Source organism: Kocuria palustris (assembly GCF_007666205.1).
In the GTDB taxonomy this organism is placed as follows: Bacteria; Actinomycetota; Actinomycetes; order Actinomycetales; family Micrococcaceae; genus Kocuria; species Kocuria palustris_A.
The window spans coordinates 1-13,695 of the sequence record NZ_VDOR01000022.1 but is presented as its reverse complement, the minus strand read 5'-3'; the positions used below and the strand labels follow the sequence as shown (position 1 = coordinate 13,695).

The window sequence follows — 13,695 nt, the reverse complement described above, 5'->3', positions numbered from 1 at the left end:
CATCCTTCCAGGCCGCCCTCCGGGCAAGCCAGATCAGATGTCACCTATCCGTGCGGCAGTCCCCTTCGACCGACCCGGCACCAGCAACGGGCCCACAGAGGCGATCAACGGACGGCTCGAACACCTCCGCGGCTCCGCACTCGGCTTCCGCAACCTCACCAACTACATCGCCAGATCGCTGCTCGAGACCGGCGGGTTCAGACCCCAACTACACCCTGGATCATGATGAGCCCGATTACTCAGACCCTGCCATGCGATGTTTCCCTTGGAAGTCGTCTTGCACCTGTAGCACGCGGGATCTGATTTGAGACCAAGGTGATGAACCACTGCGTACGCCTGGTGCCGCGTCACTCCGAGCTTCTCCCCTAGCTTGCTCAGCTTGAGCGAGTAACGGTCGAAAGTGTCAACCTCGCGATATGTGGCAGCTTCTTCGCCCTCACGTGCTGGCCTAACAGGTACCTCCCCTCGCTTGGGGTCGATCCTGAGGCTGATTTCCTGGACCTGATCCGAAGGACGTGGCGAACCGACGAGCTGCAGCCCGACCACCCCTGGGAACGCCGAGGTCCAGTCGGAGCTCTCCTTCAGCCCCCGCAAAGCGCGATTGATCTCCGCCTCGGTCGGCGGCTCGGTCTCCCCGCGAGCGGCACGGTCGAGGGACATGAGGGGCAACAGGCGCGCCCGCGCCTCGGCGCTGCGCCGCTTGCCAGGACGCAATAGCTCCGCGATTTGCTCGGCCTCCTTACCGACCACGAGGCCGACATCGGTGGGCGGGGTGGCCGATACAGGGAGCACCCGCCCGGGCATCACGTCAGCGAGGTCCTGACCGGTGAGGCCGAGCAGCACCTTACGGAAGATCGTCACGGCCGACCGCAAGTGCAACCACAGCACGTCATCGCTCATCGCAATGACGTCGTGGGTCGCCGTGTCCCGATCATTCTTAAGAGCGAGCAGCACGACTCGGTCTCCCTCGTCGATAACACCCAACGACGTTTCCGCGACGGTGACGCACTTGCCGAGATCGAAGGAACGATCGCTGCCGGAGAACTTGACCTTCTTGCGCTGCTCATAAATCGCGGCCTTCAACAGCATCTCAAAGGCGTGGGCGGCCAGCATGACCGTCGCGTGCTCACGCCCTGTCGGGCTCGGTCGATTGAACAGCTCGATGGCGAGGGTCAGCGACTCGACGGCGGTCTTGACGTACTGCTTCGTTTTTCGCGCGACCATCCCAGCCCACCAAATCAGTCTGACAGGACCTGCTTGATCAGCGCGGCGATGTCGTCTCGTTGCACCTGATCACGGAACGTAACCTCGATGCCCTCCGAGCTCATCGACTCGAAGAACCGTCGCGCCGCCGTCATCCTGAGCTTCTCGCTTTCTCGCAGGTCGGAGCGCTTCTTGACGTCCTTGGTCTCAATGATGAAGTTGAGCGACAGCCCGCCGTCCTCGCGCTTCAGCACGTACATGAAGTCCGGGCTTGTTGTTCCGCCGAAGTACAGGGGCACCTTGATCGACCGGCGTGGGATCTTCCCGAAGACGACGACTTCATCGAGCTTGGAGTCGCGGATCGTGTCTTGCTCCTTCGGTGAGTCGTACACAAACGCGTCGTACAGGAACTTGTCCGGCACGATGGCCTTGTCGTCGCGGAAGACGCCGATGTTGCCCTGCGTGATGCTCTCGAGCGGGGCACCATCTGCATCGGTGAGTTCCGTGCCGAGTACGAGCCCCTCGATCTTCGAGTACGTGAACCGCTCGAGGTAGTTACGCTCCATCCACTCCGTGAACCCAGCAACAAACTCATGCAGGGTCGCCTTGTTGAAGAAGTCGGCGGGGAGGCTCTTCTTCGCGTCGAGGCGGACGAGCCCCGCGTGGACACGATCGATTGGCAGTCCCGTCTGAGCACGGACACGCTTCAGCCAGTCGCCGTACGGCATGGTCTCGGTTGCGTTGAAGACCTTCTTCGTCTCCGTCCGAACCTCCAGGGACGAGCCCTCGTCAGCCTGCACGACGACATCTTGCGCGAATCGACCGAACTCCTGCCGGTAGATATCAGCGCCCAGCACCTCGTCGATGCACTCATCGATCTCGCCGGCCGCGAGCTCGTCGAGGCGGAGGTAGTACTTGGCGTTCAGCGTCTCCCAGAGGTCCTTGAGCGCGGAGTACCGCTCGGAGCGAATGCCGACCTTAACCTTCTGATTTCCCTTAACCACCTTGTCAGGCTTCAGGCCCGTCTTGTTGAACGCGGGGTAGGCAGCGAAAAGGTCATCTTCGCGCCCCGGTACGACGTTCTTGTCGGGATCGACGAGCCCCTGCTGCAGGAGCTCGATGAAGAGTTCCGTGTCCGTCTTGCCGAGCTCGTCGGCGACCGTGGGCAGTAGCTCCTTCACCTTGGCTGGGCCCACGGCGACGTCGGAGTTGATCTCGTCGACGAGAGACTCGGCGAACTTTTGCTCCGTGTAGTCGATGAGGTAGGTGAGATAGAACTGCTCGCCCGCGAGACGAGTGCCTTTCGCGTCCACGGGCAACCGGAGGCCACGGCCTACCTCCTGGAGCTTCGAGATCTCCGATCCGGACGACCGGAGCTTGACGATCTGGAACACGTTCGGGTTGTCCCAGCCCTCGCGGAGCGTCCACTTCGAGAACAGGAATCGACGAGTGTTCGGCGCACCGTTCGCCGTCTCGAAGGAAAGCATCGCCTCCTTGTTGCGGAGGATGTCGTCGACCTCGCGCTGGATGGCCTCGTCGGTGGTGGAGTTGTCCGCGGAGAAGTATCCACCGTTCGTCGCCTCGACGTCAGCGAGCGACGCCCGCAGGTAGGCGACATACTCCTTCGCGACGGGCGAGGAGTCGCCCTCGCGCTTCTCGATCTCCGCGGTGAGCCGCGCAGCAAGGAGCTCCTCGAAGCGCTGCCTGAGGTGCCCTTTCGAACCGTCGCTGCCGCGATAGGACTCGATCGAGTCGATGAAGAACAGGGTTAACGTCTTGACCCTGGACGAGCGGCGGAAGTTCTCCCACTCGGTCTCGAAGTGGTTGTCGAGTGCCTGCCGCATCATCAGGCTCTGATAGGTGTCGGAGTAAACCCGGGCCGAGAGGATGTCCCCTGTCCCCAGCGCCTGACCGTTGGACAACGTGACGCCGGACTTGATAGTCGGGTTGTCGGTCTTACCGATCCCATCGATTGTGATGCCCGCGAATGCGCCGTCCGCAATGCCGAGGGACTCCCCCATATCGAAGGTGAGGGACTTCCCCGTGCCGATGTTCTGGAACGTCGCCTGCTTCGGCTTGCGCGCAGAGACGCGCGTGAGTTTCAGGCGCGTCGTATCGCTGCTGTTGTCCTGTGGGTACTGGACCTGTACGCCCTTGACCAACTGCTCGTTGAACGACTCGACGGCACCGAGATTGAACACGAGGTTGTTGTAGTCGGTCTTCCCCGTCTTGCCGAGCTCGGGGAACGTCGCGCCGAAGCGGAAGACTGCCAAGGGCTGGATCTCGTCAATGAGCGTCTGATACGCCTTGTTGTCGCGTCGGAAGCGATGCGGCTCATCCATGATGACGATGGGGCGAGTCCCACGAAGCGCCTCGTAGGGGACACTGGTCGTGCCGAGCACCGTCTGGTCGTAGTCGAACACCATCGTCTTCTTCGACTGCAGCATGCCGTCGGTCATGAGGAGAGCGGAGATCCGACCAGGCGAGAGCCGCGAACCGTGCACGAAGTTTACGACCGAGTTCGGCATCATCTTCCGCCCCTTCGATCGCTTCTGGGGATCGAGGACATCGAGGCGCAGCTCCATCTGCCGGCCGTACGCATCAGCGAAGTACTGGCGTGCGTAGTCCGACCGGATGAACGCCTTCGTGCCCTCCTTGATCGGTGTCGAGGGCACGAGGAGGATGAACTTCGTGAAGCCGTAGAGCCGGTTCAGCTCGTACATGAGCTGGGTGTAGGCCAGCGTCTTGCCGGTGCCGGTTTCCATCTTTGCGTCGACCCCGAGCACGCCATCGTCCACGCGGCTCCGCCGGGGACGAGGGATCGCAGCAATCCCGTCCACGACGCCGGACTGGATCGCATTGATGTTCTCGCGAATCTGCGGATCAGCGGGATCGAACGCGATGTTCGCCTCGGGCGGCGTACTGGCGTCGAGCTCCACCCCCTTGAAGACGCGAGTCAGCGCATTCAGCGCACGCTGCTGGTGCTCCAGTGTTTGAAGTCGGATCTGCATGGATCAGTACCGCTCGATCACGGAGACCGACTGGCCCGAACGGAGCGACTTAAGGTTCTGCCTCAGCTCATGCATGACCGAGAACGGCACCGAGTACCCGAAGACGACGAGACGCTTCAGATCGAGCTCACCGACCTCGAGCTTGGCCACGAGCGCCATCACGTCGTCGCTGTCGAGTCCCGGCTCGATGACGTAGGCGGAGTCCTCGCAGACCTTCAGCTTGTAGTCATCAAGCCCTACGTCGTTCACCTCACGCGTCAGTCCGAAACCGTCCTGAACGAGCCAAGTAGAAAGCACGACCTGGTCTCCAGGGGTCGAGCGGGAAGCAAACTTCGAAACGAAGTCGCCAGCCAGCAGCACTCCATCTTCGTTCGGATCAAAAGATTGAAGCTGATCGAGTGTCTTCGCATTTGGCTCTTCCAAACGAAAAATCCTGAAACCATAATCGAGGTCAAGTTCCGAATTGCCTCGGATGTTATCTGCGGCTCGTTTGATGCGCTCACTACCAACAGCGTCAACGGTTGCGAATACGGGCCGATCATCGAAATCGGTTTCGACCACTTCGGGAATCTGAACTGAAATACATCGACGATCCCCACCGTCTTCAGAGTTGAGTTGCATCACAGCATCTGCGGTAGTCGCGGAACCTGAAAAGAAGTCCATGACCAGCGGACGGTCGCCTTTAGGGGTCACCGATCTAATCAAGGTCTTCACCAATTCAACAGGCTTGGGGTATGTGAAATAGCGGGACAGACCGAGTTCATCGAGACGTCCATCGGGTAAGTACTGGACGACCGGAAGTAGCGAGTAAAGCGCCGAGGACATTTCATCGAGCGACTTATATTCAACAATTACGTGCCTACCGGTGTCACGGAACGGCTCGAGGACCAGTTCTCCAGCCTCTATCCGACGATCGATTTCGCGTTTCTTAGCTTCGCTGTGATATTCGAGAATCTCTTCATACAAGCATCGCCGCTCGACCCCTTTGTCGTATTTACCAAACTTCTTGCGCAATACATCATCGTCTCGAAGGTAATCGCGTCCATTTCGGGAGACAATGTGACCTTGAACAACTTTCGGACGGGAAAGTCGAGGAGCCGATTCTTTGTCCGATTTCGAGTAGACGTGGATAAGGTCGTGGCCCTTGACGTAGTGCTTTGCCATTCCGCCACCCTTGGCCCGCTGATGGACTAGTGTTCCAATAAAAGAACTCTCGCCAAAGATCTCGTCGCACAAATTGCGGAGGTTCGCCTGCTCGTTATCGTCAATACTGACAAAAATGACACCGTCGTCAGCGAGGAGCTCCTTCGCAAGCTCCAACCGCGGGTACATGAAGGTAAGCCATGCTGAATGCGACGACTTGCCTCGGAGTGCCAGGACTCTCTCGGCTTCAGGCTCATCGAGACCCATCTTTTCAACCAGGTCTCGGACCGTGAAGCCGAAGTCGTCGACGTAGACGAAGCCATCGGAACCCGTGTTGTACGGCGGATCGATGTAGATGCATTTGACCTGGCCCGCGTAGGACCCCAGCAGATGCTTGAGCGCATCGAGATTGTCCCCGACGATGTACAGATTCTCCGACTCAGCGTTCGTCGCGTCGGCGTTGTGCTCAAGGTCAGGCACCATAACCGTCTCGGTCCGCGTCGAGGTCAGGTACTTGGCGTAGGACTTCCCGAGGAACTTGAGCTCGTAGCCTTCGCGGGTCATCGAGACATCGGTCGAACTGAGCGCGTCCTGAAGGCGGTCGAGCCTGAAGCCACCGTCCTTGTCGAAGTACTCGGGCAGGGCCGCGCGGAGGCGTGCCAGCTCGAAGTCGTTTGGCTTCGTTGTCTCGTTCGCGTCGTGCGTGTCCCTGATCACTTCCTACCTCCAGACGTAAGACCCGTCCTAAACTCCACCACGTCCCCGTCCTGCATGACGTAGTCCTTGCCCTCCATGCGCACCTTGCCGGCGGCCTTGGCATCGGCCATCGACCCGGCGGCCACGAGGTCGTCGAAGGACACGATCTCCGCCTTGATGAACCCGCGCTCGAAGTCCGTGTGGATCACACCGGCGGCCTGCGGAGCGGTGTCGCCCTTGCTGATGGTCCAGGCGCGGGCCTCCTTGGGCCCGGCGGTGAGGTAGGTCTGCAGCCCCAGGGTCTCGAAGCCCACCCGCGCCAGCTTGTCCAGCCCGGCCTCGTCCTGCCCGGACATCTCGAGCATCTCCTGGGCCTCCTCCTTGGGCAGCTCCACGAGCTCGGCCTCGAACTTGGCGTCCAGGAACACGGCCTCGGCAGGGGCCACGAGCTCGGCGAGCTCGGCCTGGCGCTCCTTCGAGCCCAGCACGCCCTCGTCGCAGTTGAACACGAAGATGAACGGCTTGGCCGACAGCAGCGTCAGGTCGCGCAGCTGGTCCAGGTCCAGGGAGTCCTTGCGGGAGAACACGGTGCGCCCTTCGGAGAGGACCTCGTAGGCGGCCTGGTAGGCGGAGAGCTTGGCGGGATCGCCCTTCTTGATCTTGACCTGCTTCTCCAGGCGCGGGATCGCGTTCTCCAGGGTCTGCAGATCGGCGAGCACCAGCTCGGTGTTGATGGTCTCCATGTCGGAGGCCGGGTCGATCTTGCCGTCGACGTGCACCACATCCGGATCGTCGAACGCGCGGACCACCTGGGCGATGGCATGGGCCTCGCGGATGTTGGCCAGGAACTGATTGCCCAGCCCCTCCCCCTCGGAGGCGCCCTTCACGATGCCCGCGATGTCCACGAACGACACCGTGGCCGGGAGGATCTTCTGCGACTGGAAGATCTCGGCCAGCGTCCCCAGCCGCTCGTCCGGGAGGCTGACCACTCCCACGTTCGGCTCGATCGTCGCGAACGGGTAGTTCGCCGCGAGCACGGTGTTGCGGGTCAGGGCATTGAACAGGGTCGACTTGCCGACGTTGGGGAGACCGACGATTCCGATAGTAAGAGCCACGGGAGGACACCCTACCGGCGTCGACGACGACCGGCCCGCCGCCTGCCGGGATCACGATCCCGTAACGCCTCCTTGCGATCGTGAATCACGACTGCAAACGTGAGTGCCATCGCAAACAGCGATGCAGGACACGGATGCAGGACCCACCGGAGAGGTGAGAACGATGAACCGCAGCCAGATCCGCTCTTCCGCCGTGGCGACCGGAGCAGCTTCGCTGCTTCTGCTCAGCGCGGCGCCCGCAGCCCAGGCCGCCCCGGCGGGACCGACGACCGGCCCACACGAGGCCGAGCAGGCCGCTGCGGCCGAGAAGTGCGACGGCCTCACCGGACAGGAGGCCGTCGACGCGTGGGGCGGGGATCTGCCCGACGTCACGCCCGACGACGGCGAGACGTGGACGGCGGCGTCGGGGCAGGCGGACACCGAGCACTACGCCCCCTGCGATGGCCTCTCGGCCATCACGATCCGGTACGCCACCGATCAGGGCATGCCCTCCGGCGGCCCGGGCTACTCCATCACGATGCTGTTCCACGACGGCGAGTACGTGGGCACGGACACTGCCGAGCCTCGCGAGTGGACCCCGGAGGTCGAGCGCACGGACGAGGACACGCTCGCCGTCGCCTACCCGTACGGCCAGGCGACTGGCGCGGCAGGCCCTGCGGGCCATGTCCACTCGACCTTCACCTGGAACGAGGACACCCAATCCGTCGACCACGAGGGCGACGTCCCCCCGAACGCCTGATCCCGGGCCACGACGGCAGCGGCGGGGCGGTCCCGAGGGATCCGCCCCGCCGAAGCGCCCCTCGAGGCCGCCGTCCGCCCCACCCATACAGGTCGGCGAACGGCATGACGCACTGTGTCGTCAGACGGCTCGGCCATCAGTACACTGACCGACGATTCCATCCCACAGGTCGGCCCCGCCCTGTGCCTCCTGAAGGGACCCCCCCCCATGGCCCAGGCCACTCCCGCGCACTCCCCCGATCGCTCCGGAGCCTCCCGTCGCACCGTCCTGACGGCAGCCGCCTGGTCGACCCCCGTGATCGCACTGGCCGCCCAGGCCCCGGCCATGGCGCTGTCTCCCGCCTCCACCCGGCTCGGCGTCGTGTTCGACGGCGGCGGCGGCTCCAACGGCTACTTCAACAGCGCCTACCTCAACCTCCGCTCAGCCACGGGCGCCCCGCTGACCCTGGCGGCCCCGGTGACGCTGACGATCGACGTCGTGGGGCTGAACCCGAAGGCCAATGACGAGCGCTCCATGACCTTCGGCTCCAGCAACGGCACCATCGGGCCGCGCACCTACAACCGGGCCACGCACACGACCACCTTCACGTGGACGGTCCCGGCGGGCACGGTCGTGCCGACAGCGCGTCGGAACAGCTCGAACCCGGACATCCTCTTCACGTTCCGCGACGGGGCCTCGAACACCGCCGGCGCGGGCCGCATCACGAACAAGATCGTGGTCCGCTCCATCACCGGCGGCACCCTGGTCGAGCCCAGCGGCCCGCCGATCGACTCCTCGGTGGTCCACGACGAGTCGGGCGTCAGCCCGGACGGCATCTACTGACCCCTCTTGTCCCGCGCGCGCCGCTTGGTAACATTGAAACGCATATACGTGTGGGACCCGCAGCGCTCTCGGGAGAGTCGCCGCCCCGCTCCAGGCCCGATCCGGCCCGTCTCGCACGATTCCCGATGACGCCCCGCCGGTCCGCCCTGGAAGGAAGAGGATGACCGAGACCCGCTCCGCACGCCCCTATTCCCGGCGCACGGCTCTGCAGGCCGTCGCCTGGGGAGTCCCCACGATCGCCGTGGCCGGGCAGGCCCCCGCCATGGCCGTCTCGCCCAACAGCCAGCGCGTGGGCATCCTCTTCGACGGCGGCGGCGGATCCAACGGCTGGGTCAACACCGTCTACGTGAACCTCATGGCGCCCGACGGGCAGGCCTACACGACCACTGCGCCGATGACCTTCATCATCGACGTCGTCGGGCTGAACGAGAAGGCCCAGGACGAGCGGTCCTTCGACCTCAACGCCCGGCAGGGGACCTCCGTCCAGCGCGGCAGCTACAACCCGGCCACCCGCACCACGCGCCTGACCTGGACGGTCCCGGCCGGGTCGCGGGTCACCCCGGAGCAGCTCGGCGGCGCCAAGACGAACCTGGCGATCGAGTTCCTGGACGGCGCCTCCTCCACGCGCGGCGCAGGGCGGATCACCAACAAGGTGGTCGTGCGCAGCGTCACCGGCGGCGTGATCGTCTCCCCGACCTCCCCGCCCATCGACTCGTCCGTGGTCCGCGACGTCCGAGGGATCAGCCCCGACGGCATCTACTGACCCGCAGCGGATCACCTCGCCCGAGCGCAGGCCCGGAAGCCCAGGCTTCCGGGCCTGCGCCGTTTGTCATGGCTGCTCCATGACACCTGACGGATCCGCCCCGGGACGGGCCCTGGGAGCCTGGGGCCATGACGACGACATCGCATCCCGAGCCCCCGGCGTCTCCCGCCCCCTCGGCAGCGCTCCGAGAGCAGCCCCCGGCCGTCGAGCTCGCCGATCTGCGCAAGAGCTTCCGCACCCGCGCCGGCACGGTCCGGGCCGTCGACGGAGTGGATCTGCGCATCGGGCGCGGGGAGATCGTGGCGCTGCTGGGCCCCAACGGCGCCGGCAAGACGACCGCCCTGGACATGGTCCTGGGCTTCACGGACCCGACCTCCGGCACCTGCCGCGTGCTCGGGACCACGCCGCGCCGGGCCGTCCAGCAGGGCCGCATCTCCGCGGTGCTGCAGACCGGCGCGCTGCTCGACGACCTCACCGTGCGCGAGACCCTGGCCATGATCGCGACCCAGCATCCGCGTCACCTGCAGATCGACGAGGCCCTCGAGCGGGCCGGCGCCGCGGGCATCGCCCGCCGCAGGGTCTCCAAGTGCTCCGGCGGCGAGCAGCAGCGCCTCCGCTTCGCGCTCGCCCTGCTGCCCGAGCCCGAGCTGCTGGTCCTCGACGAGCCCACTGCCGGCATGGACGTCACCGCGCGCCGGGACTTCTGGGCCGCCATGCACGCCGAGGCCGAGCGCGGGCGCACCATCATCTTCGCCACGCACTACCTGGAGGAGGCCGAGCAGTTCGCCGACCGCATCGTCGTGATGGGATCGGGCCGCGTCATCGCCGACGGCACGACGGAGCAGATCCGCGCCCTGGGCGGGCTGCGGACGGTCTCCTGCCGCTGGCACGACGACGACGGCGACCCCTCCTCCGCACTGACCGAGCTCCCCGAGGGCACCGAGATGACCCGGGACCACGACCGCGTGATCTTCACCGGCGCGGACACCGATGAGATCGCCCGTCATCTGCTCACCGCGACCCGCGCCGACGACCTGCTGATCGTGCAGGCCGGTCTGGAAGAGGCCTTCGTGGGCCTGACCTCCCGATCCCCCGCGGCGAGCGACGCAGGATCCGCATGATCCCCCATCCCGCATCCCGCGACCACGACCCGACGACCCGCCCGAGCCACCAGGAGCCCGCCATGACCGCCGTCGATGCCGCGCCCGCCCCCAGCACTCCGATCCCCCGACGCAGCCCCGCCCTCTGCGTCCTGCGCTATGCCGCCTACGACGTCCGCCGGAACCTGCGCATGGTCGAGAGCCTCTTCTTCGTCATCGTCCTGCCCTCTGCGCTGTACCTGATGTTCGGGGCGCTGATGGACTACGGCGACCTCCCCGCCGGCACGGGCAACGTCTCCGGGACCATCGCGACCTCGATGGCCGTCTACGGGGCCACGGTGGCCACGACGAACATCGCCGGGACCGCCGCCGTCGAGCGCTCCAGGGGCTGGGGGCGGCTGCTGGCGCTGACCCCCATGCGCCAGTCGGAGTACGTGCTCGCCAAGGTCGTCGTGGCCCTGGCCATCGCCGCCCTGCCCGTCCTCGTGGTGTTCCTGGTGGGAGGGCTGACCGGCGCGGACATCGGTGCGCCCCGGCACTGGATCGCCACCGGGCTCATCACGGTCGCGGCCTCGTCCGTGTTCGCCCTCTACGGCCTGATGTTCGGCATGCTCTTCCGCTCGGAGTCCGCCGTGGGCGCGGCCTCCGGCCTGCTGGTCGTGCTCGGGTTCTTCGGCAGCCTGTTCATCCCGCTGACCGGCACCATGCTCGAGATCGCCAAGTGGACTCCCATGTACGGGATCAAGGGACTGGCCTCCTGGCCGCAGCTCGAGGGCATGACCACCGGCGCGCCGACCTCCGGCGTCCAGGAGGACTCCCTGGCATGGCTGATCGCCAATGTGCTCGCATGGCTCGTCGTCTTCGGAGTGCTCGCGATGCTCGCGGCGCGGAGGGGGACGACGCGGGCATGAGCAGCACCTCGCTCTCCCACCCGTCCGCCGGCGAGCGCCGCGCCCCGATCGACGACGCCGGGCCCGGCCGGGGCGACCAGCTGGTCAGCGTGCTCTACCCCTCCATCTGGCTCATCTTCCTGGCCTTCCCGGTCTCGGTGCTCCTGAGCTCCGATCACACCGCCGGAGCCAAGGCCCTCGGGCTGCTGGGGTTCGCCGTGTTCGCGGGCGTCTACGTGCTCTCCTGGTGGCATCCGCATCCGCTCGAGTCCCTGGGGCCCCGGGCCATGACGGGGCTGTGGCTCCTGGCGCTCGTCGCCTGCCTGCTCGCACTGGTGCCGCTGCTCGGCGGCTCCGTGCTCGCGAGCACGCCCTTCCTCTCGGCGCTGCTCGTCTTCCGGCTCTCCCGCCGGGAGGCGCTGATCGGGGTGGCGGTCCTGGCGCTCGGCGTGCTCGGAGTGCTCGTGCTCATCTGGCCGCAGCATCTGGGATGGGCCATTCCCGCCTTCGCCATGTCCACCCTGCTGATGCTGGCGATCCGCCTGGTGATCGACCGCGAGGACCAGACCCGCGCCGTGGCGGAGCAGCTGCAGCTCTCGCAGCAGCGCGAGGCGATCGGCCGCGACGTCCACGACCTGCTGGGCCACTCCCTGACCGTCATCACGCTGAAGACCGAGCTGGCCCGTCGGCTCCTGGAGCAGGACCCGACGCGGGCGGCGGCGGAGCTCGACGAGGTCCTGCGGCTGTCCCGGGAGGCCTCCGCCGAGGTGCGCCTGGCCGTCGGCCGCCTGCACAGACCGGAGTGGCCGGCGCAGATCGCCTCGGCCCGCACCGCGCTCGAGGCCGCGCAGATCTCCGCCGAGCTGCCCGCGGCCGAGTCCGTGCCGGCCGATCAGCAGCCCCTGCTGGCCTGGTGCCTGCGCGAGGCCGTGACGAATGTGGCTCTTCACAGATGAGGGTGTAGCTGTGGTGCGACCTGGGGCGGCGCGTCGGTGTCGGGGTGAGGGTCGAGGTCTTCCGATGATGGGAGTTCTCACACAACCCGTCCGGAAGACCTCGACGTGCCTGACGCTACCTTCACGCGCCCTGACCTGACTACCTTCACCCGCCTCGACGGCCTCGGTCTGGAGGTCACCGGCCAGCTGCTCGAGCCTGACCGGTCCGTGCTGGCGTGCCGGGTCGTGGAGCCGGACGACTGGTGCAGGCGGTGCGGCTGCCAGGGCGTGCCCCGTGACACGGTGAGCAGGGAGTTGGCGCACGAGCCGTTCGGGTGGCGCCCTACCACGCTGGTGCTCACCGTGCGCCGCTACCGCTGCAAGGAGTGCTCGCACGTGTGGCGTCAGGACACCACCGCTGCGGCGCCGCCGCGGGCCAAGATCTCCCGCGCCGGCCTGCGGTGGGGTCTGGTCGGGATCGTCGTCGGCCACCTGTCGATGGCCCGAGTTGCCGAAGGACTGGGCGTGGCGTGGAACACCGCCAACGACGCGGTCCTGGCTGAGGGCCGGCGTCTGCTCATCGAGGACCCGACCCGCCTGGACGGTGTCAAGGTCGTCGGGGTCGATGAGCACGTGTGGCGGCACACCCTGCGCGGTGACAAGTACGTCACCGTGATCATCGACCTCACCCCGGTCCGGGACGGCACCAGGCCCTCACGCCTGCTGGACGTGGTCGAAGGTCGGTCGAAGAAGGCGTTCAAGGACTGGCTGGCCGAGCGGGACCAGGCTTGGCGCGATGGGATCGAGGTCGTGGCCATGGATGGGTTCGCGGGCTTCAAGACCGCCACCACCGAGGAGCTGCCGGACGCCGTCACGGTTATGGATCCCTTCCACGTCATCCGGTTGGCCGGGGACGCTCTCGATGAGTGCCGCCGCCGAGTCCAGCAGGAACTGCACGGACACCGCGGACGCAAGGGCGACCCGCTCTACACCGCGCGGCGGACCCTGCACACCGGGGCTGACCTGCTCACCGACCGCCAGCACGAGCGCCTTGACAAGCTCTTCGCTGGGGACCGGCACGTGCAAGTCGAGTGCACCTGGGGGATCTACCAGCGCATGATCTCCGCCTACCGTCACCCCGACCGGGCAGCCGGCCACGTCGAGATGAGCTCCGTGATCGACGCCCTCGCCGACAGTGTGCCTGAGGCGTTGGTAGGGCGTGAACCCCTGGAAGTGGACACATCAATGTGTACTATCAGGCGGCAATGTCCATCATAA

Annotated in this window: 10 protein-coding genes and 2 pseudogenes; 8 read left to right on the top strand and 4 right to left on the bottom strand. The window is 65.9% G+C overall.

Annotated features, from left to right (window positions below; genetic code table 11):
• Positions 1-64 precede the first annotated feature (64 nt).
• Positions 65-226: pseudogene (locus FSY66_RS12035) on the top strand (transposase); the annotation flags it as partial.
• Here FSY66_RS12035 and FSY66_RS12030 read toward each other — a convergent pair.
• Genes FSY66_RS12030 through ychF form a run of 4 tightly spaced genes read right to left on the bottom strand, consistent with a single transcriptional unit; the run spans position 163 to position 7,168 of the window.
• On the bottom strand, positions 163-1,224 hold the full coding sequence (locus FSY66_RS12030) for a DUF3644 domain-containing protein (protein WP_222115540.1): 1,062 nt from the start codon (positions 1,222-1,224) through the stop codon (positions 163-165). The pseudogene FSY66_RS12035 and the gene FSY66_RS12030 overlap by 64 nt on opposite strands.
• A gap of 14 nt (positions 1,225-1,238) precedes the next feature.
• Positions 1,239-4,214 carry a type III restriction-modification system endonuclease gene (locus FSY66_RS12025; protein ID WP_144795287.1) on the bottom strand — a complete coding sequence of 992 codons (2,976 nt, stop codon included), beginning with the start codon at positions 4,212-4,214 and terminating at the stop codon, positions 1,239-1,241.
• A gap of 3 nt (positions 4,215-4,217) precedes the next feature.
• Complete coding sequence (locus FSY66_RS12020; protein ID WP_144795285.1) at positions 4,218-6,074, bottom strand: site-specific DNA-methyltransferase; 1,857 nt, start codon at positions 6,072-6,074, stop codon at positions 4,218-4,220.
• Positions 6,071-7,168, bottom strand: a complete 1,098-nt coding sequence (gene ychF, locus FSY66_RS12015) for a redox-regulated ATPase YchF (protein WP_144795283.1) — start codon at positions 7,166-7,168, stop codon at positions 6,071-6,073. The genes FSY66_RS12020 and ychF overlap by 4 nt, the downstream gene beginning before the upstream one ends.
• A 163-nt stretch (positions 7,169-7,331) precedes the next feature.
• Here ychF and FSY66_RS12010 point away from each other — a divergent pair, with 163 nt between their 5' ends.
• From FSY66_RS12010 to FSY66_RS11980, 7 genes and pseudogenes are all read left to right on the top strand, one after another.
• Positions 7,332-7,907: an LppP/LprE family lipoprotein gene (locus FSY66_RS12010; protein ID WP_144795281.1), complete on the top strand. Its 576-nt coding sequence runs from the start codon at positions 7,332-7,334 to the stop codon at positions 7,905-7,907.
• Between the two features lie 207 nt (positions 7,908-8,114).
• A complete protein-coding gene (locus tag FSY66_RS12005) occupies positions 8,115-8,729 on the top strand; it encodes a hypothetical protein (protein ID WP_144795279.1) in 615 nt (204 codons plus the stop codon).
• Positions 8,730-8,889: 160 nt separating this feature from the next.
• Positions 8,890-9,492, top strand: coding sequence for a hypothetical protein (locus FSY66_RS12000; RefSeq protein ID WP_144795276.1), 603 nt, complete (start codon positions 8,890-8,892; stop codon positions 9,490-9,492).
• Between the two features lie 128 nt (positions 9,493-9,620).
• Positions 9,621-10,613 (top strand): ABC transporter ATP-binding protein, encoded by a 993-nt coding sequence (locus FSY66_RS11995; protein WP_144795274.1) that lies wholly within the window; start codon positions 9,621-9,623, stop codon positions 10,611-10,613.
• The gene (locus FSY66_RS11990; protein WP_260853675.1) at positions 10,610-11,503 is read left to right on the top strand and encodes an ABC transporter permease; all 894 of its coding nucleotides are present in this window, start codon (positions 10,610-10,612) and stop codon (positions 11,501-11,503) included. The genes FSY66_RS11995 and FSY66_RS11990 overlap by 4 nt, the downstream gene beginning before the upstream one ends.
• On the top strand, positions 11,500-12,438 hold the full coding sequence (locus FSY66_RS11985) for a sensor histidine kinase (protein WP_186304563.1): 939 nt from the start codon (positions 11,500-11,502) through the stop codon (positions 12,436-12,438). The genes FSY66_RS11990 and FSY66_RS11985 overlap by 4 nt, the downstream gene beginning before the upstream one ends.
• A gap of 105 nt (positions 12,439-12,543) precedes the next feature.
• A pseudogene (locus FSY66_RS11980) lies at positions 12,544-13,632 on the top strand (ISL3 family transposase); the annotation flags it as partial.
• Positions 13,633-13,695: the final 63 nt, after the last annotated feature.